17 protein-coding genes are annotated in these 20,430 nt (G+C 74.4%); 11 read left to right on the top strand and 6 right to left on the bottom strand.

From position 1 onward, the window contains the following. The first annotated feature begins 137 nt into the window (after positions 1-137). Positions 138-596, top strand: coding sequence for an SRPBCC family protein (locus SXIN_RS28900; RefSeq protein WP_019706861.1), 459 nt, complete (start codon positions 138-140; stop codon positions 594-596). A 206-nt stretch (positions 597-802) separates the two neighbouring features. Here the strand turns inward: SXIN_RS28900 and SXIN_RS28905 are convergent, their stop codons facing one another. The 3 genes from SXIN_RS28905 to SXIN_RS28915 form a co-directional block, all read right to left on the bottom strand. Continuing rightward, entirely contained in the window at positions 803-1,255 is a 453-nt protein-coding gene (locus SXIN_RS28905; RefSeq protein ID WP_039819058.1) for a DUF5709 domain-containing protein, read from the bottom strand. Between the two features lie 349 nt (positions 1,256-1,604). After that, positions 1,605-2,480 carry a DUF2382 domain-containing protein gene (locus tag SXIN_RS28910; protein WP_095757774.1) on the bottom strand — a complete coding sequence of 292 codons (876 nt, stop codon included), beginning with the start codon at positions 2,478-2,480 and terminating at the stop codon, positions 1,605-1,607. A gap of 254 nt (positions 2,481-2,734) precedes the next feature. After that, the gene (locus SXIN_RS28915) at positions 2,735-4,726 is read right to left on the bottom strand and encodes an amylo-alpha-1,6-glucosidase (RefSeq protein ID WP_095757775.1); all 1,992 of its coding nucleotides are present in this window, start codon (positions 4,724-4,726) and stop codon (positions 2,735-2,737) included. 430 nt (positions 4,727-5,156) lie between these two features. On the opposite strand from SXIN_RS28915, the gene SXIN_RS28920 reads away from it, so the two are divergent. Together SXIN_RS28920 and SXIN_RS28925 are read left to right on the top strand one after the other, a co-directional pair. After that, positions 5,157-5,525 (top strand): hypothetical protein, encoded by a 369-nt coding sequence (locus tag SXIN_RS28920; RefSeq protein ID WP_019708467.1) that lies wholly within the window; start codon positions 5,157-5,159, stop codon positions 5,523-5,525. A gap of 285 nt (positions 5,526-5,810) precedes the next feature. Then, the gene (locus SXIN_RS28925; protein WP_019708466.1) at positions 5,811-6,563 is read left to right on the top strand and encodes a DUF309 domain-containing protein; all 753 of its coding nucleotides are present in this window, start codon (positions 5,811-5,813) and stop codon (positions 6,561-6,563) included. 127 nt (positions 6,564-6,690) lie between these two features. On the opposite strand, the gene SXIN_RS28930 is transcribed toward SXIN_RS28925, so the two are convergent. Further along, on the bottom strand, positions 6,691-7,599 hold the full coding sequence (locus tag SXIN_RS28930) for a helix-turn-helix domain-containing protein (RefSeq protein WP_019708465.1): 909 nt from the start codon (positions 7,597-7,599) through the stop codon (positions 6,691-6,693). 91 nt (positions 7,600-7,690) lie between these two features. Further along, entirely contained in the window at positions 7,691-7,939 is a 249-nt protein-coding gene (locus SXIN_RS28935) for a DUF397 domain-containing protein (RefSeq protein ID WP_019708464.1), read from the bottom strand. A 259-nt stretch (positions 7,940-8,198) separates the two neighbouring features. Here SXIN_RS28935 and SXIN_RS28940 point away from each other — a divergent pair, with 259 nt between their 5' ends. The 3 genes from SXIN_RS28940 (at position 8,199) to SXIN_RS28950 (ending at position 9,142) form a co-directional block, all read left to right on the top strand. Next, the gene (locus tag SXIN_RS28940; protein ID WP_125623196.1) at positions 8,199-8,441 is read left to right on the top strand and encodes a hypothetical protein; all 243 of its coding nucleotides are present in this window, start codon (positions 8,199-8,201) and stop codon (positions 8,439-8,441) included. Then, the gene (locus SXIN_RS28945) at positions 8,438-8,674 is read left to right on the top strand and encodes a DUF7848 domain-containing protein (RefSeq protein ID WP_019708462.1); all 237 of its coding nucleotides are present in this window, start codon (positions 8,438-8,440) and stop codon (positions 8,672-8,674) included. The genes SXIN_RS28940 and SXIN_RS28945 overlap by 4 nt, the downstream gene beginning before the upstream one ends. Positions 8,675-8,788: 114 nt before the next feature. Beyond that, positions 8,789-9,142, top strand: coding sequence for a hypothetical protein (locus SXIN_RS28950; protein ID WP_019708461.1), 354 nt, complete (start codon positions 8,789-8,791; stop codon positions 9,140-9,142). Between the two features lie 96 nt (positions 9,143-9,238). Here the strand turns inward: SXIN_RS28950 and SXIN_RS28955 are convergent, their stop codons facing one another. Beyond that, positions 9,239-12,370: an FAD-binding and (Fe-S)-binding domain-containing protein gene (locus tag SXIN_RS28955; RefSeq protein WP_095757776.1), complete on the bottom strand. Its 3,132-nt coding sequence runs from the start codon at positions 12,368-12,370 to the stop codon at positions 9,239-9,241. A 499-nt stretch (positions 12,371-12,869) separates the two neighbouring features. On the opposite strand from SXIN_RS28955, the gene SXIN_RS28960 reads away from it, so the two are divergent. From SXIN_RS28960 to SXIN_RS28980, 5 genes are all read left to right on the top strand, one after another. After that, positions 12,870-14,591, top strand: coding sequence for an enoyl-CoA hydratase-related protein (locus tag SXIN_RS28960; protein WP_095757777.1), 1,722 nt, complete (start codon positions 12,870-12,872; stop codon positions 14,589-14,591). After that, on the top strand, positions 14,582-16,132 hold the full coding sequence (hpnR, locus tag SXIN_RS28965) for a hopanoid C-3 methylase HpnR (protein WP_019708459.1): 1,551 nt from the start codon (positions 14,582-14,584) through the stop codon (positions 16,130-16,132). The genes SXIN_RS28960 and hpnR overlap by 10 nt, the downstream gene beginning before the upstream one ends. A 130-nt stretch (positions 16,133-16,262) precedes the next feature. After that, entirely contained in the window at positions 16,263-16,826 is a 564-nt protein-coding gene (locus SXIN_RS28970; protein WP_019708458.1) for a hemerythrin domain-containing protein, read from the top strand. Between the two features lie 40 nt (positions 16,827-16,866). Then, positions 16,867-18,669, top strand: a complete 1,803-nt coding sequence (locus SXIN_RS28975) for a thiamine pyrophosphate-requiring protein (RefSeq protein ID WP_019708457.1) — start codon at positions 16,867-16,869, stop codon at positions 18,667-18,669. A gap of 13 nt (positions 18,670-18,682) precedes the next feature. Next, on the top strand, positions 18,683-20,425 hold the full coding sequence (locus SXIN_RS28980; protein ID WP_039821007.1) for a glycoside hydrolase family 15 protein: 1,743 nt from the start codon (positions 18,683-18,685) through the stop codon (positions 20,423-20,425). Positions 20,426-20,430 lie beyond the last annotated feature (5 nt).

A 20,430-nucleotide genomic window follows, 5' to 3' on the forward strand; every position in this document is an offset into this window, starting at 1 on the left:
ACCCGGGCGGACGCCCGCCGGCCGCCCTCGGCAACCGGCGGCGCCCGGCCCGTAACGTGTCCCGCCGACCAACCGCCCGACCAACCGACCCGGCCGGAAACCCCCGCCGGCCCGCTACGCAGAGAGTGGAGAGTTCCATGGCCGTTCGGTACGCGCTGATCCGCCGCCCGCCCGAGGCGGTGTGGGCCGTCCTGTGCGACGGCGCGAAGTACGAGGACTGGGTCATCGGCACCGACGAGACCGAGGAGGTCGACGCGCGCTGGCCCGCCCCGGGCTCGGAGATCCGCTACACCGTGCGCCTGGGCCGCCTGACGCTCGGGGGCCGCACGATTGTCCGGGTCTCCGAACGGAACGAGCGGCTCGAACTGGAGGCGAAGGCCGGGCCGCTGGGCTCCGCGCGCATCGCGATCGAGCTGCGCCCCTGGGGCGAGGACTGCCTGGTGATCGTGGACGAGCATCCGCTGACCGGGCCGGGCGCCAGACTGCACGGCTTCGCCACCGAGGCGTTCCTCAAGCTCCGCCACCGCCAGATGCTCCACCGGCTGGCCGGCGTCGTCGAGGCCGGCGAGAGCGCCGGGCGGACGGCCCCGGCCTGACCCGCGGCCCGGCCCGCGCGGCCCGTCCGGGAACACCGGCCGGAGCGCCGCCCCCGCCCCGCCCCGGCTGTGCGTCACGGGGCGGGGCGATGGGGCGGGGCCGGACACGCCACCGGCGGCCGGTCCGGTGACCGGCCGCCGGTGGCGGTCCGTGGTCCGGGGCGGGCGCGGTCCGGTGGTACCGGCGCGCTCCTCCGGTCGGACGGTCAGATGCGGTCGTCGTCGACGATGTGCACCGCGTCCTCCTCCGCCGAGAGCCCGTGCGTCGACCCCTCCTGGGAGTAGACGTCCTGCTCGCGGGGCCGGTCGGGGTCCGGCTCGTCGTAGAGCAGGCCCGCGCGCGGGTCCTCCTCGCCGTTCTCGTCCTCGTCCAGCGGCCGCTGGTCGGCCTCCGGGTCCTCCCAGGCGGCGGCCCTGCGCGGCTCGGCGAGCTCCGCCGGGTCGGGTTCCGGCACCTCGTCGGAGAGCCGCTCGTCGAGCGTCTCGCCCTCGCGGACCTCGTTCGGGGTCGTCTCGCGGAACTCGGCGAACGTCGGCCGGTCGCCCGGCACCGGCATCTGCTGCGGATCGGACGCCCGCTGCTGCTGAGGGGTGCCGTCCTGCAGGTCGGGGATGCCCTCGTCCTCGGGATCCACCGCAGGGTCGTGTGGCGTTGTCACGGCACCGGCTCCTTCCATCGTCTGTCCGTCCCCCGGTCTCCCCCCACGCCGCTCGGGTGCCCGCGCGAGCGGCGGTCATGCGGCGCGGCCCGTCCGGGACGGCGCGTGGAACAGCGGCAACGGCCCGCGGGAGGGGGACGGTGGCGGGCCGGCCGGGCCGGGGCGCGGACGCGCCGCGCCCCGGTCCCGGCGGGGGCCCCGCACCGGCCCGGCCCGCCCGGCCCGCCCGGTGCGAGCGCCGCGCACGGCGGCTCCGCGCCCGGGGCCGGGTGCCTTCGTCCCGGCTCCTCAGCGCCGTGCCGCCGTCCGCGCCGCCGTCCGGACCCGGGCCGGGCCCGGACGGGATCGTTCAGGTGAACCGGTCGTCCCGGCCGCCCCGGCCGGTCCTCTCCTCGGAGCCCTTCCCCCGGCCGCTGTCGTAGTCGACCTGCTCCTTGCGGACCTTGGTGCTCACCTCTTCCTCCTCGGTGACCTTCTCGGCCTCCAGCCGGACCCGCTCGACGGGGACGGTCTCCTTGCGCACGACGGGACGCTCCTCGTGGAGGGTGAGCTCCACCTGCGCCTCCTCGATCGGGGAGGCCGAGGAACGGGTGCGCTCCTCGGGGCCGACGGGCTCCCGGGTGACCCGGACCTCCTCGTGGCTGACCGGGACCGTGGTGTGCACGTCCTCGGTGACCACGTGCTTGCGCAGCCGGGCGCGTCCGCTCTCGTGCTGCTCGGTGTCGATGTACGCGCGCTCCTCGGAGCGCGTGATCTCCGGCGTGTCGCGGACGCGGGCGGTCTCCCGCTCGCGGGCGGCCGGTGCCGGGGCTCCGGCCGGGGCGGGCGTGCCGGCCGAACGCGCGGGTTCGGCGGTCCGCGGGGCGCCCGCGGTGTCCTCGGGGCGCCGCCCGGTGCGGCCGCCCGACGCGCTCATGTCGTAGTGCCGGTAGAGGTTCTCCTCCTCGGCGGGGTCCAGATGGCCGCCGGCGTCGATGCGCGGGGCCTCCTTGATGTCCTCCTTGCCGTACGGGACCTGCAGCCGGTCCGGGGAGATCTGCGCTCCGCCCAGCGGCACGAAGGTCTCCTTCGTCCCGAACATGCCGGTGCGCACCGTGACCCACTCCGGCTCACCGGAGGCGTCGTCGAGGTACACCTGCTGGACCGAGCCGACCTTCTGGCCGTCCTTGTCGTACAGGGACCGGCCGGACAGTTCCTGCGGGCTGGTGCTGTGGGGTGCGGTCATGGTGACTGCTCCTTCCGTGTGCGGACGAGACGAGCGGCCGTGCTCCTCTCCATTGCGCCTCGCCTCGCACACCCCTGCGACCGCAGCAGACGGCCGTCGCCGTACCGCGTCCCCATACCGGCATGCCCGTGGGCGGATACGGGTCCGGGTTTTCCGGCGGCATTGCTCCATACGGGTGAAGTGGCCGTCCGGACCCGTACCCGACCCGTCCCGGACCCACGTCCCGTCGTCCCGCCGCCGGACGCCCGCCGCCCTCAGCCGACCTGTCCCTTCACCGCCGTCAGCAGGGCCAGCGGAGCGGCGGCGGCCCAGGCCTGCGGCCGGCAGGAGTGCGGATACGGCACGGGGGCCGGCTGGTCACCCCGTGCATAGCCCGCCATGACCTCCGGCAGCCGCCAGCCGTGGGCCGCCGCGGCGTCCACCAGCCCCCGGGTCACCTGGAGCACCTGTTCGGTCAGCCCGTACTGCGCCAGCCCCAGGACGGCCAGCGCGTTGTCGTGCGGTCGCACGGCGCCCTTGTGGTACGAGAGCGGGTGGTACGCGGGCTGGTCGGCCGCGAGCGTCCGGATGCCCCAGCCGCTGAAGAAGTCCGGCTCCAGCAGGCGCCGCCCGACCGCCTTGCCCCGCTCGCGGTCCAGGATCCCGGACCACAGCAGATGCCCCGCCTCCGATCCCAGTGCCTCGGCCCGCCTCCCCGCCGAGTCCACGGCCTGCGCCGGGAAGTTCCGCCCGTCCATCCAGAACTCCCGGTGGAAGCGCTCGCGCAGCGCGGCCGCCGCGGTCTCCAGGCGCCCGGCGAAGCCGGGGTCCTCCCAGACGGTGCGGGCCAGGGCGGCCGTGCGGACCAGCGCGTCGTAGGCGTACCCCTGAACCTCGGCCACCGCGACCGGGCCCTTCGTCCGCACCTCCCGGCCGAAGCAGAGCGCGCCCGGGGTGTCCTTCCAGCTCCGGCCGGCCGCGGCGGTGCCCTCCACCCCGCCGGGCGCGGCGCAGGCGAGCCAGCCGAGTCCGGACAGCCCGCCGTCGCGGAACATCCAGTCGACCGCGGACCGCGCCTGCTTCTCCAGCGCCACCGCGAGACCGGTGTCCGAGGTGCGCTCGGTGTAGGCGTGCAGCAGGACGAGGAACAGCGGGGTGGAGTCGACGGCCCCGTAGTAGCGCCCGTACGGCACCTGCCGGAAGCAGGACAGCTCACCGTGACGCAGCTCGTGCACGATCCGGCCGGGCTGCTCCTGCCGTTCGGGGTCGTACGTACCGCCCTGCGCGGCGGCGAGCGCCGGAAGGGTGGCGGCGGCGAGCCCGGGCCGGTACGGCAGGGCGAAGAGGGAGGTCAGCAGGGCGTCCCGGCCGACCAGGGCCAGATACCAGGGGATACCCGCGGCGGGCACCCGCAGCGGCTCGCCGTCCGGCCCGGTGGCCGGGGCGCGCAGCCCCGCCAGATCGGCCAGACCCTGCTCGCAGGCGCGGGCCAGTTCGGTCCAGCCGATGACGTCCCGGGGCCGCGGATAGGTGCCGGCGAAGGAGTCGTTGTCGGCGGCGACCCGCGCCAGCGCGTCGCCCGGCGGCCGGATGTGCGGGGGGGAGGAGGGGGTCGTGCCGGAGGGCAGGGCACAGGCCTGGACGAGGATCTCGGCCTCCCCGTGCGGCGGGAGCTCCATCCGCCACTCCAGGATCCGCGCGGTGCCCTCGCCGGGCCGGGCCACCGCCTCCGGCGAGGGCACCGCGCGGACCACGGTCCGGGAGTGCCAGGAGGGCTCACCGGAGGGTGCCACCCGCTCGTAGCCGAACTCCACGCCGTCGGGGCGCTCCAGGGCGGAGCGGACGGCGCCCGGCTTCTCGTAGACGCGGTTCTCGAAGCGCAGCTCGAACTGGTCGGCGAAGTCGGCGTCCACGGTGAGCGCGATCCGGGCGACGGTGCGCGCGGGACGATTGCTCGTCACCCGCAGCAGCTCCAGCAACGACCGTTCGGCGACGGCCTGTTCGCGGAAGACCGTGTACGCGGGCGGCTCGGCGCGGCTGCCCGGCGGGGTGAGGACCGCGGCCAGCGGCCGGTCGGGCCCGGCCTGCCCGGCGGGGACGAGCACCTCCGGCGCGGCACCCTCCAGGGCGAGCCGCCAGCGGCTGAGGTGGCGCGCGTCCCGGGCGAACAGCCCGTCGGGTGAGACGCCGCGCGCCTCCGTGATGTCGCCGGAGTCGTTCACCGCGGCGAACGTGCCGTCGTGTACGAGGAGATGGTGTCCGGTCATCGGGGGAACTGCCCTTCGTCGGGCTCCCTGCGGAGCGGGTTCCAGGAGGCCGGGGGCGCGGACCCCGCCGTGGTGGGGAGATCGGCCGGGGTCCCGCTGGAAATCGGTATCACAGGCCGGGTCCGGCACCCGGTGGCGCGCGAGCCGCGCCGCGCGAGTTCGCCGTACCGGTCCAGCCCCCGCCGCGGACGGCCGGGTGCCGGGGCCGGGAGCCGCCGAACCGGGGTGCGGGGCGCGGGGATAGGCCACCGGGAACGGGGCACGCGGGGAGAGGGCCGCCCGTGTGCCGTCCGGCTGATCCGAACCGGTGGCGCGCGTCACGGCCCCTGCGGGTCGGGCGGTGTCCGCGCGCACCGGCGCCCCGCGTCTCCTACGGTTCGCAGGACGGACCCGCAGCAAGCACACCCCGACGGGCAGAGGAGCGCCGCCGATGAGTACCGAGCAGAGGCCGACCCACGTCAGCGTCCAGCTCACCGACTGTGCCCGGGATGACGCCCAGGCGGTGTTCGCCGCCCTCGGACGGGCCTTCCCGCTCGTCGTCGAACCGGCGGGACACGGTGCCGGGGCCACGGACGGCCGCCCCACGGTGTGGTCGACGACCGTGGACGTGGCGCGGTCGGGCGGCCATGTGGACGGCGGCCCGCTGACGGGCGCCGTGATCGCGGACCTCTCCGGCGGCTACCAGGCGGTCGGCAAGGTGCGCGAGGCGCTGGAGGAGTGCTTCCACGCGGAGGACAAGGGCAGCGCCTCCGGCGACCAGGAGATGGAGATCCGGCTGCGCATCGCCCCGCGCGACTGAGCGGCGGGAGGCCGCCCGGGTTGTGCCCGGTGGGGAAGGCGGGGGAGGGCGGCATCGCTGATTCGTGGTTAAACTATTTACAGTGCCGTTGACCGAACACGGATACGGTTCCGCCGCCATGAGGCGGCCGCGCCCACGGCGCTCCCCATACGGTCCCGGCCAGGTCCCCCCGTCCTGGCCGGGACCTTTCCGTGTCCCGGACGGTGCCCGCGCCCGGAGCGCTCCGCGGGACCGACCGGGTACCCGGGTGGAGCCCTGCCGGCCGGGAGGGTGCACCATCGGCAGATGGAAGCTGAACGACAGCAGGAGGGCGGCGACCCGGCGTGCTGGCTCGACCGGGTCTGTGACGAGTGCGGCCGGATGCGCGAGGGGCCGGACCCCACGGTCTGCGAGAACTGCGGCGCGACCGAACGGGCCCCGGCGCCCGCGCCCCTCCCGGGCGGTGGCGGAGACGCGAGCGGTGACGGAGACGCGGGCGGCGACAGCGGTGCCGCGGGAGCCGGCCGCGACCGCGACGAGGAGGGACGGGCGCGCAACGCCCGCCCGCGCGACGGGCTCGGCAGACCCCTGCCCTACGGCGCACCGGGCGTCGAACGCCAGCCGGAGGGGGTCCCCCGCACACCCGGCCAGACGCTGGAGGAGGCGCAGCGGCTCCTCGACGACGGAAGGCCCTTCCACGCCCACGAGGTTCTGGAGGACGCCTGGAAGGCCGCCCTGGAGAAGCCCGAGCGGCCGCTGTGGCGGGCCATGGCCCAGCTGGCCGTCGGCGTGACCCACGCGGCCCGCGGCAACACCAAGGGGGCGGTGGCCCTGCTGGAACGGGCGGCGGACGGCATCGAACCCTTCGCCGCCGCACCGCCGTTCGGCATCGACGCGGCCGGACTCACTTCCTGGGCCCGCCGTTTCGCCGCCGGGCTCTCCGCGGGCGGGACGGCACCGGAAGCCGGCCGGCCCCCGCGCCTCCGCGCGACCGGTGCGACCGAGCCGACCGGCGAGGGATCCGGGCAGTCCGAGAACACCGGGGAAACCGGCGGCTGAGCCCCGCGCCGCTCCGCCCCCGGGCACACGGAAGGGCCGCGGCAGGGAAACCGCGGCCCCTTCACCGGCCCCTCCCCGCGGGTCGCCCACCCGCGGGGAAGCCGGCCTCGGCTCAGTTCAGCTCAGCTCAGCTCAGCTCCGCCAGGATCTTCTCCAGGAAGGGCACCGTGCTGCTCGGCTGGTCCGCCTCCGCGCAGAGCCGGTCCATCACGGCGAGGTAGTTGTCCAGGTCCTCCTGCTTGTCCAGGTACAGCGCGCTGGTCAGCTGCTCCAGGTACACGATGTCCGGCAGGTCCGGCTCCAGGAACCGCAGGATGGTGATGGGGCCGCCCGCGGCGGAGACGCCGCCGATGCTGAACGGCGCCACCTGCAGCACGATGTTGGGCCGCTGCGACATCTCGATGAGGTGCTCGATCTGCTCCCTCATCACGGCGTTGCCGCCGAGCGGCCTGCGCAGCGAGGCCTCGTCGAGCACCGCCCACAGGCGCGGCGCGCCCGGCCGGTGCAGCAGTTCCTGACGGGTCATCCGCAGCCGGACGCGGCGCTCGATCTCCGAGGCGGCGGCACGCGGGTGCCCGAGGTAGGTGACGGCGCGGGCGTAGCCCTCCGTCTGCAACAGGCCCGGCACGAACTGGTTCTCGTACGTGCGGATGACGGAGGCGGCCTCTTCCAGGCCGAGGTGCGTCTCGAACCAGCCCGGCAGGATGTCGCTGTACTGGTGCCACCAGCCGGGCTCGGTGGCCCGGCGCGCGAGGGCGAGGAAGTCCTGCCGCTCGCCCTCGTCCGTGACGTTGTAGAGCGTCAGGAGGTCGGCCACATCGCGCTCCTTGCAGCCCACGCGCCCCAGCTCCAGCCGGCTGATCTTGGCGTGCGAGCCGCGGATCGCCTCGGCGGCGGCCTTCACGGAGACGCCACGCGCCTCGCGCAGCTTGCGGAGTTGTGTGCCGAGGACGATCCGCAGGACGGTCGGTCCACCCTGCGGATGCTCGAGAAAGCGCCTTATCGATGGTTCAAGGCCCGGCCGAGCGGCGGTCATGCTGGCTCCCCTGAGTGAATGGGCGAGTGCCCAGTGTTCCACCACCGGGGCCGTCCCGTACAGCAACAGAGAGTCACCGCGCGGCGGGCCGTCACCTCTCGCCGACCATGCCGTCGAACTCGCCGTCCTTGGCGCCGAGGAGGAAGACGGCGATCTCGTCGGGCGTGTAGACGAGGGCGGGGCCCTCGGGATCACGCGAGTTGCGCAGGGCGATGCTGCCTCCCGGGAGCCTGGCCAGCTCCACGCAGTTGCCGCTGGGGTTGCTGTAACGGCTCTTCTGCCAGGCCGCCCCCACCAAACGCGCCGCCGACACGCCGTTCTCGTACTGCTGTTGCACCATTCGCCTCTTCTCTTGATTTTCCCGGCACGGGCGTGACCTACCGTCACCCCGTACTGAAGTCGCCCGCGAATGCAATTGCAAGTGTTCTTGCAGATGTACTTGCAGTGACTGTGCGACTCCCGCGATAGTGAGTGCGGACACGGTCGCGCCGCTCGCCGGGAAGGCGGGCGGGGGACGCCGGCGGCGCGGCCGTGTCCGAGCACGCCCCTAGCAGGCAGTCGCCGGCGCGCGGACACGTCCGGCGGAGCACAGAGGAGTGGTGAGCGTCAGCAGCAACCGCAAGCCCGCTTCGAGCTGCGCCATCGGCGAGCTCGCCCTGGACGCCAGGCAGGGGCGGGTAGGAGTCGTCATGGACACCCAGGGCGGTCGCATGTACTTGCGCCGGCCCGAGGGGGGCCGCGAGTGGGAGGCGGCACCCCAGGACGTCCGGCCAGCCACCCCCCGCGAAGCGGCCGAGGGCGCGGCCTACAGCGCGTACCCGCAGCAGAGAGGTTCCGTATGAGCGCGGAGACCATCCACCGCCACGCCGACTGGGTGCTGCGCAGAGAGCCGGCCCCCGAGGCGCCGCCCGCCGTCTACGAGGTCGAGTGCACCGGCTGCACCCACTCCTCCGGCGCCGCCGACGAGTCCGGCGCCGTCTACGAGTGGGCGGCCCGGCACGCCGTCCTCGGCCCCGGGCACACCGGCTTCCGGGAGATCGTCCACCACTTCTGGCGGGCCTTCCCCACCTCCTGACCTGCGCCCGGACCCGGGGCCCCGCACCGCACGGGCCCCCGGGCCGGCCGTTACGACCCGTTCTCCCCGGGTACGCGGGTGGCAGCCCGCCCACCACGTGCCAGGAGGCGAACGATGCACGACCCACAGCCCGAGGCCGGTCCCGCGGAGCCCGTGGAGACCCGGCAGCGCGCGGACGCGGAGCGGCGCGACGAGCAGCACATCCGCCCCGAGGGCACCCCGGAACAGGACGGCGCCGCCGCCCCGGGAGACCTCCCGCTCGGCAAGGCCGACACGCCCAACGTCGCCGGCAGCGACGAACAGCAGCCCGAGATCGCCCAGGGGCCGGTGCCGGGCGTCCAGCCCGGCGAGAAGGAGCACGCCGAGTGGCGGCCGCCCCTGGAGGAGGACCCGCCGCCCCGGGGCGCCGCCCCGGCCTCCGGCGACTACGAGGCCGTCCGCCGCCAGAAGAAGGAAGGCGGCCCCTGACGGACGGTCGGCGACCACCACCGCCCCACCCGTCCCCCGCCCGCTCAGCCCCCGGGGCCCGCCGTGCCCGGCGGGCCCCGGGGGTGTTCGGTGCGTTCAGCGGCCCCTGCGCGCCGCCCGGGCCAGCCGGACCGCGCCGGTGACGGCCAGCGCCGCCCCGGCGGTCAGCGCGGCGCCGCGCCAGGGGGAGGCCGCCGTCGGGGCGATGAGTTCCTCCGGCCGCGGCCGGGCCGGCGCCTGCCGGTCCGGGTCTCCGTCCCGGTCCAGGGCGAGGGCCAGTACCTCGGCGAGGTGCAGGGCCCGGCGGTCCGTCTCCTGGCGGATCTGCTCCTTGCAGCTGAAACCGTTGGCGATGACGTAGGAGTCCTCACCGGCCTCCCGGACGGCCGGCAGCAGCACCCGCTCACCCGAGGCGACGGAGACGTCGTAGCGCTCGCCCCGTTCGAAGCCGAAGGACCCCGCCATGCCGCAGCAGCCGGTGTCCGGGGTGGTGAGAGCGAGGCCGGTCCGTTCCAGCAGGCGCATCTCGGCGTCCATGCCGCCGGGGCTGTTCTTGTGGTGGCAGTGGCCGTGGACGAGCGCGTCACCGGCCAGCCGCGGCGGCTCCCAGTGCGGTGCCCGGTCCTGCAGCAACTCACTGAAGTGCACGGCGAGTTCCCGCAACCGCCGGGCGTCGGGGTCGTGCGGCAGCATCTTGGGCAGCTCGTCCCGGAAGACCGCCAGGCAGCTCGGCTCGACGCCGACCACCGGGATACCCCGCTCCAGCGCGGGCCGCAGCGCGTCCAGCGTGTCGTGCAGGAACCGCCGGGCCATGCCGAGGAAGCCGTGGTCGTAGAGCGGCCGGCCGCAGCACACCGGCCGGTCCGGGACCAGCACCCGGAAGCCGGCGTCCTCCAGCACCCGGACCGCGGCGACCGCCGTCTCGGGGTGGAAGTAGTTGTTGAAGGTATCCGGCCACAGCATCACCGGCGGTCCGGCGGGATGGGCGGGGCGGTGGGAGGCGAACCAGCGGTGGAACGGGGTGGCCGCGAAGGCGGGCACCTTCCGGCGGGGCGCCACGCCGCCGGCGAACTTGACGGCGCGTGAGAGCAGCGGCGCCTGCCCGGCGAAGTTCGCCAGGGAGGGCGCCAGGGACGCCGCCCGCGCCGCGTACATGATCCACCCCATGGCGTAGGCGGCACGGGGCCGCAGCCGCCCCGCGTAGTGGTGGGCCAGGAACTCCGCCTTCAGCGTGGGGATGTCGACGTTGACCGGGCACTCGTGGGTGCAGCCCTTGCAGGACAGGCACAGGTGCAGCGCGTCCGCCAGGTCCTCGTCCCGCCAGCCGCCCTCGGTGATGCCGCCGCGGAGCATCTCGAAGAACAGCCGGGCCCGGCCGCGGGTGGTGTGCTTCTCCTCGCGCAGCACCTGGAAGCTGGGGCACATGGTGCCCTCGCCGTGCGTCTCGCGGCACTTGCCCACGCCGACGCAGCGGGTGGCGGCGTGGGCGAGGCTGCCGCCGTCGTCGGGGTAGGCGAAGTGGGTGCCGGGCTGCCCGGGGCGGAAGTCCGTGCCCAGCCGCAGATGCTCGTCCAGCCGGTACGGGTCGACGACCTTGCCCGGGTTCATCTTCCACCGCGGGTCCCAGATCCGCTTGAACTCCCGGAAGGCGCCCACGAGTTCCTCGCCGTAGAGGCGCGGCAGCAGCTCGGCGCGCTGCTGCCCGTCGCCGTGCTCGCCGGAGAGCGAGCCGCCGTACCCGTGTACGAGGCCGGCGGCTTCCTCCATGAAGTGCCGGTAGGCGGCGATGCCGTCGGCCGTGCAGAGGTCGAAGTCGATCCGGGAGTGCACACAGCCCTGGCCGATGTGCCCGTACACGGCACCCCGCAGTCCGTGCCGGGCGTACAGGTGCTTCAGGTCCCGCAGATACTCGGAGACCCGCTCCGGGGGCACGGCGGAGTCCTCCCAGCCGGGCCAGTGGTCCCGTTCCCCGGGCGGGAAGGCGGTGGCGCCCAGTCCGGCCTCGCGGACGGCCCAGACCTGGGCGCTCCGCGCCGGGTCGTCGTAGGTCCTGGCCCCGGTGGGCGGGCACGGCCCGGAGCGCAGGTCCTCCAGCAGACGCTCCGCGCGCCGGCCCGCCTCCTCCGGGCTGTCGCCGCCGAACTCGACCAGCAGCCAGCCCGCGCCCTCGGGGAGCAGCCGCAGATCGTCCGGGTGTCGGCGCTCGGCCCGCAGCTGGTCGACGAGGAGATGGTCCAGGGCCTCGCAGGCCAGCGGCTTGTGGCGCATCACCGCGGGTGCCTGTCCCGCGGCGTCGAAGATGTCCTGGTAGCCCAGCGTGAGAGTGACGCGGTGCGGCGGATCGTCGAGGAGCCGCATCGTGGCGCCCAGGACGGTGACGCAGGTGCCCTCGGTGCCGACGAGCGCGCGGGCGACGTTGAAGCCGTTCTCGGGCAGCAGTTCGTCGAGGTTGTAGCCGGAGACCCGCCGCGGGATGTCCGGCATCCGCTCCCGGATCAGGTCCGCGTAGCGGTCCCGTAGATCCCGCAGACCGGCGTAGATCTCCCCGCGCCGGCCGCCCGCCGCGATGATCTCCTCCAGTTCCTTCTCGCCGGTGGGCCCGACGGTCATCCGGACGCCGTCGTAGGTGAGCACGTCCAGCTCCTCGATGTTGTCCGAGGTCCGCGGGCCGCCGCCGTAGAACTCGGCCATCACCGAATGGGTGCCGCAGGAGTTGTTGCCGATCATCCCGCCGACGGTGCAGTACTCGTGGGTCGAGGGGTCCGGGCCCCAGGTCAGGCCGTGCTCCCGCCCGGCGGCCTTGAGGTCGTCGCAGACCACACCGGGCAGGCAGCGGGCGAGCTTCCGCCGGGGATCCACCCACTCCACCGCGTCGAGATACTTGGAGAAGTCCATGACGACGGCGAAGTTCACCGTCTCGCCGGAGAGGCTGGTGCCGCAGCCCCGCGGCAGGACCGGTGCGCCGTACGCGTGGCAGGCGGCGACGGTGGCCTCCACGTCCGCGACGGTCCGGGGGATCACCACACCGACCGGTTCCTGCCGGAAGTTGGAGGCGTCGGTCGCGTACAGCGCCCTGCTGCCCGCGTCGAACCGCACCTCGCCCCCGACGTGCCGCCGCAGCCGCCGCTCCAGCCCTTTGACGTTGATCTGCTCGGCCGAGGCCATACCCCCGGGGAAGCGGGTGCCGGTCCGGGCGGGGACGGTCGTGGTGCGGGAGTCGCGGGGCATGCGGGGTACACCTCCGGGCGGGGAGCGCGGACAGAGCGGTGCCGGCGCCGCGGTGACGGCTACCGGCCACCGGTTACCGCCCGCGCGGAGGCGAAACCCGGCCGGGGCCGTCCGGCGGCGCGCCGCGCCCCGCGGATCAGTGCCCATGTCCGCACGGCGGTCCGGCATCCGCGGCATCCGGAGTACGTCCACGACCGTGTGCGCGTCGGGGAGATGCCGTCCGGCGGAGTGCTCACTCCGGACGAGGGCGGTGTCCCGCGCCCGGCCCGGACCCGGACCGGACCCGGCCGGACGCTCGTACCCGAACGGGCCGGGCGCTACCGGGTGACCCGAGCCCGGCGGCCGTGTCCGGCGCCCGCCGTTCCCCCGAGCGGACGCACTTCCCCGCCCCGTCCGCCGGGTCGCCGCCCCCCGGCGCCTCCTCCGGGTCAGGATCGTCCGGTCCGTCACGGCCGTCCGCCCCCGGACGTCCGCCCAGAACCGGGCATCAGGAGGCGTCATGAAGATTCTGCTGGTCGCGAGCGCGTTCAACAGCCTGGCGCAGAGGCTGTTCACCGAGCTCCGGGAACACGGCCACACGGTGGAACGGCCGGCAGCCGACGGTGACGAATCCGTACGCAGTGCCGTGCGCCGCTGCGCCCCGCAGCTCGTCATCGTGCCGGATCCCGCCCCGCCGCTCCCCGAGGACATCCGCTCCTCCCACACCTGTCTGCTGGTCCGCACCGCCCCGCCGGGCGACCACGGCCCGTCCCCGCTGGACTGGGCGCTGCGGGAGGGCGCCGACCGGTGGGGCGTCACCGTGCTGCGGGCGGCGGGGGAGCCGGACGAGGGCGACATCTGGGCCTCGGTCCCGTGCGAGGTTCCGCCGGCCGGCAAGGGGGACTTCCTGCGCGGTGAGATCGCCGACGCGGCCGCCGAGGCGGTGCTGCTCGCCGTAGCGAGGTTCGCCTCCGGGACGTACCGCCCCGTACCGCAGGCGTCCCTGGAGACCCGGGTCGTCCGCCGTCCCCCGTTCACCCAGGAACTCCGCCGGATCGACTGGGAACGGGACTCCACCGCCACCGTGCTCGCCAAGCTCCGCGGAGCGGACTCCCGCCCCGGCGTCCTGGACGAACTCCTCGGCGGCGAGTGGTTCCTGCACGGCGGCCACCCCGAGGACCGGCTCGCCGGGCGCCCCGGCCATCTGCTCGCCACCCGCGCCGGCGCGATCTGCCGCGCCACCGCCGACGGGGCCGTGTGGATCCCCGAACTCCGCCCCAAGCGGCGCCCCGGCGCCCCCGCGGCCGTCCGGCGGCCCGCCACCCTGGCGCTCGGCGGCCTCCTCCCCGACCTCCCCGAGGTGCACGCCCCGCTGCGGCTCCCCGCCCAGCGCCGCACCTGGACCGACATCCAGTACGCGGAGCGCGGCCCCGTCGGCCACCTGCGGTTCTCCTTCCCGGGCGGTGCGATGAGCACCTCGCACTGCCGGCGGCTCCTCGCCGCCTTCCGCTTCGCCCGCAACCGGCCCACCTCCGTCATCGTCCTCGGCGGGGCCCGGGACTTCTTCTCCACCGGCCTGCACCTCCACGTCATCGAGGGCGCGGACGACCCGGCGAAGGAGTCCTGGACCAACCTCACCGCGCTCAACGACCTCGTGGAAGCCGTGCTCACCACCACCGACCGGCTCGTGGTGGCCGCCCTCGGCGGCAACGCCGCGGCGGGCGGCGCGATGCTGGCCCTGGCGGCCGACGAGGTGTGGTGCCGCTCCGGGTCCGTCCTCAACCCGCACTACGGGCGCACGGGGCTGTACGGCTCCGCGTTCTGGACGTACGTGCTGCCCCGGCGCGCCGGTGCCGACCGCGCCGCCGCGCTCATGGCGGAAGGGCTGCCGGTCGGCGCGGCCGAGGCCCGGCGGGCCGGACTGGCCGACCGCGTCCTCGCCTGCGCGCCGAGGGAGTTCGGCGGCGAAGTCGTGCGGATGGCCGCCGAGCTGGCCGGCGACCCCGGTCTCGGTGCCCGCATCGCCGACAAGAAGCCCGCCCGGGAACGCGACGAGGAGATCCGGCCGCTCCGCGCCCACCGGGAGGAGGAGCAGGAGCGCATGCGCCGGGCCTTCTTCTCCGACAGCGACCCGTACCACGAGCGCCGCGCCGCCTTCGTCCGCCCCGGACCCGCCGCGCTCACCCCGGCCGGCCGCACCGAGATCCCCGCTCCGCCGGTGAAAGACATGACATGCGCGTGATGCTCGTCCACCCGAGCGCCCTGATGTACTCGGAACTCTTCCTGCGGCTGGAGCCGCTCGGGCTGGAACGGGTCGCCGCCGCGATCCGCGAGGCCGGGCACGAGGTGCGCGTGGTCGACCTCCAGGTGCTCTCCCGCGACCTGCTCGACCGCGAACTCGTCTCGTACGCGCCCGAAGTCCTCGGTATCGGGCTGAACTACCTCGCCAACATCCCCGAGGCCATCGAGATCGCGCAGATGACCAAGACCGTGCTTCCGCACTGCTTCGTCTTCTTCGGCGGGCACAGCGTCTCGTTCATCGCGGACCACGTGCTGGAGCAGGCGGACGGCGCCGTCGACGCCGTGGTGCGCGGGGAGGGCGAGCCGGCCATGGCCCCGCTCATGGCGGCGGTCCGGGACGGCGGGCTGAAGAGCGTGCCGGGCCTCGTCTCCACCGCGGGACGCGGCCCGGCGCCGCTGCTCCTGGACAGCCTCGACGAGCCCCGCCCGGCCCGCGATCTGATGCGGAAGCGGAACCGGTACTTCATCGGCGAGCTCGACCCGTGCGCCTCCATCGAGTTCACCCGCGGCTGCCCCTGGGACTGCTCCTTCTGCTCCGCCTGGACCTTCTACGGGCGCAGCTACCGCAAGGCTTCCCCGCAGGCCGCCGCCGAGGAGATGGCCTCCATCCGGGAGCCGAACGTCTTCATCGTCGACGACGTCGCGTTCATCCGCCCCGAACACGGCGACGGCATCGCCGCCGAACTCGAACGCCGCCGCATCCGCAAGCGCTACTACCTGGAGACCCGCAGCGACGTCCTGCTGCGCAACGAGGAGGTCTTCGCCCGCTGGCGGCGGCTCGGGCTGAAGTACATGTTCCTCGGCATGGAGGCGATCGACGCCGAGGGGCTGGACCTCTACCGCAAGCGCGTCAGCCCCGACGACAACTTCCGCGCCCTGGAGCGCGCCCGGAAGCTCGGCATCACCGTCGCCATCAACCTCATCGTCGACCCGGCCTGGGACGAGGAACGCTTCCGCGTCGTACGGGAGTTCGCCCTCTCCGTGCCCGAGATCGTGCACCTCACGGTGATGACCCCGTACCCCGGCACCGAGGTCTGGCACACCGAGGCCCGGCAGCTCACCACCCGCGACTACCGGCTCTTCGACATCCAGCACGCCGTCGTCCCCACCACCCTCCCGCTGGACGCCTTCTACCGCGAACTCGTCCGCACCCAGGCCGTCATCAACCGCAAGCACCTGGGGCTGCGCACGGCGGCCGGCGCGCTGGGCGTCCTCGGCCGCAACCTCGCCCGCGGCCAGACCAACTTCGCCCGCATGCTGTGGAAGTTCGGCAGGGTCTACAACGCCGAACGGCAACTCGCCGACCACGCCCGTCCGGTCCGCTACCACTTGCCGCTGCCGGAGCGCCGCGCCACGCCCGGACGGCGCGAACTCTACGTCCACACCCGGCCGGTCAGGACCCGCACGGCGGACGGCACCGCCCCCGCGGAGCCGGACGGCGCTCCCGCGCCGGAAGCGGACGGCACCGCCCCGTCGGGCTGAACGGACCCCCGCCGCCGGTCTTCCGTCGCCGCCCGTACGGGCGTTAGACCTCCGGCGGCCCGGGTACGCGGTTCGGACCCGGCACCGTCCGGGGACCCACGGGACGACAGCCAGAAGGAGAGACCAGGGCATGGGACACGGCGGAAACGTCATCGACGAACTGACCACCGACCACCGCGAGGTCGACGAGATCTTCGGACGGATCGAGGCGCTGCCCCCGGGCGACGCCCGGCGGAAGGAACTCGCCGACGAGGCCGTCATCGAACTGGTCCGGCACTCCGTCGCCGAGGAGATGCACCTCTACCCGGCGGTGCGCCAGTACCTGCCGGACGGCGACTCCATCGCCGACAAGGAGATCGAGGACCACTCCTCCGCCGAGCGGACCATGAAGCAGATCGAAGGCCTGGAGGCGGACGACCCCGACTTCGACCGCCTCATCGGCACCCTCATGCGGGAGATCCGCCTGCACGTCGAGGACGAGGAGAACAACCTCTTCCCCCGGCTGCGCGCGGCGGCGGACGCCGAGGAGCTCGACCGGCTCGGCGACAAGGTCCGCCAGGCCAAGCAGACCGCACCCACCCGGCCGCACCCGGCCTCCCCGTCCAAGCCCCCCGCCAACAAGCTGCTCGCCCCGGGGGCGGGGCTCGTCGACCGCGCCCGTGACGCCCTCACCGGACGCGGCAAGAGCAGCTGACCCCTCCCTTGCAGCCCGCCGCCAGAACACAGGAGAACCGATGAGCCAGGTCGCCGACTACGTACTCAACCGCCTGACCGAATGGGGCGTCCAGCGGGTCTACGGCTATCCCGGCGACGGGATCAACGGCCTGCTCGGCGCCTTCGACCGGGCCGCCGGGAAACCGGAGTTCATCCAGACCCGGCACGAGGAGATGGCCGCCTTCATGGCCGTCGGCCACGCCAAGTTCACCGGCGAGGTCGGCTGCTGCGCGGCCACCTCCGGACCGGGAGCCGTCCACCTGCTGAACGGCCTGTACGACGCCAAGCTCGACCACAAGCCGGTGGTCGCGATCGTCGGCCAGCAGAAGACCCTCTGCCTCGGCTCCCACTACCAGCAGGAGATCGCCCTCGAACAGCTCTTCGCGGACGTCTCCGAGTTCTGCCAGATGGTGGTCCACCCGGGGCAGGCCCGGCACGTCATCGACCGGGCGTTCAAGACCGCCCTCACCACCCGCGGGGTCGCCACGGTCATCATCCCGGAGGACATCCAGGAGGCCGACGCCCAGCCCTCGCCGCCCAAGGCGCACGGCTCGGTCTTCTCCAGCGTCGGCTGGAGCCCGTCCCGGATGCTGCCCGACGAGGACGAACTGCGCCGCGCCGCGGCCGTCCTCAACGAGGGCGAGAAGGTGGCGATGCTCATCGGGCAGGGCGCGGCCGGCGCCGAGGGCGAGGTGATCGAGACCGCCGAGCTCCTCGGCGCGGGGGTCGCCAAGGCCCTGCTCGGACGGGACGTCCTCCCCGACGACCTGCCGTGGGTCACCGGCCCCATCGGCCTGCTGGGCAGCAAGGCCAGCGACGAGATGATCCAGAACTGCGACACCCTGCTGATGGTCGGCAGCAGCTTCCCCTATTCGGAGTGGCTGCCCGACGAGGGGCAGGCGCGCGGGGTGGAGATCGACATCGACGGGCGCATGATCGGGATCCGCTATCCGATGGAGGCCCACCTCGTCGGCGACGCCAAGGAGACGCTGCGCGCCCTCATCCCGCTGCTCAGGCGGAAGGAGGACCGCGGCTGGCGTGCGGAGATCGAGAAGAACGTCAAGGAGTGGAACCGCATCTGCGACAAGCGGGCCGGACAGCACTTCGACGGCACCATCAACCCGCAGGCCGTCGCGAGTGAACTCTCCCCCCGGCTCCCGGACAACGCCATCGTCACCGCGGACTCCGGGTCGGGCACCAACTGGTGGGCCCGCCACCTGAAGCTGCGCGAGGGCATGCGCGCCTCGCTCTCCGGGACGCTCGCCACCATGGGGCCCGGGGTGCCGTACGCGATCGCCGCCCGGTTCGCCCATCCGGACCGCCCCGTGATCGCCTTCGTCGGGGACGGCGCGTTCCAGATGAACGGCATGAACGAGATGATCACGGTCAAGCGCTATCTGGACCGGCTCGCGGGCGGCCCGCCGTTCATCTTCTGCATCTTCAACAACCAGGACCTCAACCAGGTCACCTGGGAGCAGCGGGCCATGGGCGGGGACCCCAAGTTCCCCGGTTCCCAGACCATCCCGGACGTGCCCTACGCGGCCTACGCCGAACTCCTCGGCCTGCGCGGCATCCGCTGCGAGTCGCCGAAGAAGATCGGCAGCGCGTGGGACGAGGCGCTGTCCGCGGGCGGCCCCGTCGTCCTGGAGTTCAAGGTCGACGCGGAGATCGCGCCGATCCCGCCGCACATCATGCTGGAGCAGGGCAAGAAGGCGGCGGAGGCGGCCGTCCACGACCCCGAGCGGACCGGCATCGTCAGGCGCGGCGTACGGCAGAAGCTCACCGAGTACGCGGAGCGGCTGCCGGGCCGGGACGGCGGATGACGACGGGAGACCCGTGACGGAGACTGGTGCCCCCTGGGTGCTGAGGGAGTACGCCCTGCTCGCCGACGGCGAGCGGGGCGCCCTCATCGGACCCCGCGGTGACATCGCATGGATGTGCGCCCCCCGCTGGCACAGCGACGCGGTGTTCTCCGGGCTGATGGGCGGCTCCGGCTGCTTCATCGTCGCCCCGGAGGACCCGTGGAACGTCTGGGGCGGCTCCTACGAGGACGGAACGCTGATCCGCGTCAGCCGGTGGGTGCAGAGCGGAGGCGCGATCACCGAGTGCCGTGAGGCGCTGGCCATGCCGGCCGAACCGGGGCGGGCCGTCCTGCTGCGCCGGATCCGGGCCGTCCACGGTGACGCCCGGGTCGTGCTCCGGCTCGACGTCCGGGCCGGTTTCGGCAGCCACCCGATGCGGGACGTCCGCCTGCGGGCGGGGGAGTGGCACGCCCGGAGCGGGCCGCTCCGGCTGCGGCTGTGCGGGGCGCCGGAGGCCGCACCGGACCGGGACGGGGTCCTCACCACCCGGATCACCGTGCCCGAGGGCGGCGCCCACGACCTCGTCCTGGAGATCGGCGAGAGCGGGCCCGGACCCTCACCCGACCCCGGCCGGCTGTGGGCGGAGACCGAGGACGCGTGGTCCCGCGCCGTCCCGGACTGCGGGGACACCGCCGCGCCCCGCGACGCCCGGCACGCGTACGCCGTGCTGCACGGCCTCACCAGCGCCTCCGGGGGCATGGTGGCGGCCGCGACGGCGTCCCTCCCGGAACGCGCCCGGACCGGCCGCAACTACGACTACCGGTACGCCTGGATCCGCGACCAGTGCTACGCGGGCATCGCGGTCGCCGAACACGGGAAGCAGCCGTCGGCGGACCGGTCCGTGCGGTTCATCACCGAGCGGATCCTCGCCGACGGCCCGGGGCTGTGCCCGGCCTACACCGTGGACGGGGGGCCGGTCCCCGGGGAGCGCTCACTGCCGCTGCCCGGCTTCCCCGGTGGTGGCCGCCACGTGGGAAACCAGGCCGGCCGCCAGTTCCAGCTCGACGTCTTCGGCGAGGCCCTGGACCTGCTGGCGACCGCGGCCCGCCACGGCCGGCTGGACCGGGACGGGGTACGGGCCGTGGAGACGGCGGCCCAGGCCGTCGAGGAGAACTGGCAGCGGCCGGACAGCGGCCTCTGGGAACTGGAAACAGCCTGGTGGACCCACTCCCGGCTGTCCGCCGTCATGGGGCTGCGCGCCGCCGCCCGGGAACTCCGCCACCCCGACGCGGACCGCTGGACGAAGCTGGCCGGCGCCATCGAGCGCGAGACCGGACGCCGCTGCCGGCACCCCTCGGGCCGCTGGCAGCGCACCTCTGGGGACCCGCGGCCCGACGCGGCTCTCCTGCGGCCGCTCACCCGCGGCCACTGGCCGGCGGACGATCCGGGGCCCGCCCTGACCCGCCGGGAGGTGGAGCGGCAGCTGACCCAGGACGGCTACGTCTACCGGTTCCGCCACGGGGACCAGCCGCTCGGGCGGGCCGAGGGCGCCTTCCTCCTCTGCGGCTTCCTGATGTCCGGCGCCTGCCTGGCCGACGGCCGGCTGACCGAGGCCGCCCGCTGGTTCGAGCGGAGCCGTGCCGCCTGCGGCCCGGCCGGGCTCTTCGCCGAGGAGTACGACGTCACCCAGCGCCAGCTGCGCGGCAATCTCCCGCAGGCGTTCGTGCACGCCCTGTTCCTGGAGTCGGCGGTGAAGCTGGCGGAGCACGGCGGCTGACCGGG

Origin of the sequence: Streptomyces xinghaiensis S187 (assembly GCF_000220705.2) — a bacterium.
Taxonomy (GTDB): Bacteria; Actinomycetota; Actinomycetes; order Streptomycetales; family Streptomycetaceae; genus Streptomyces; species Streptomyces xinghaiensis.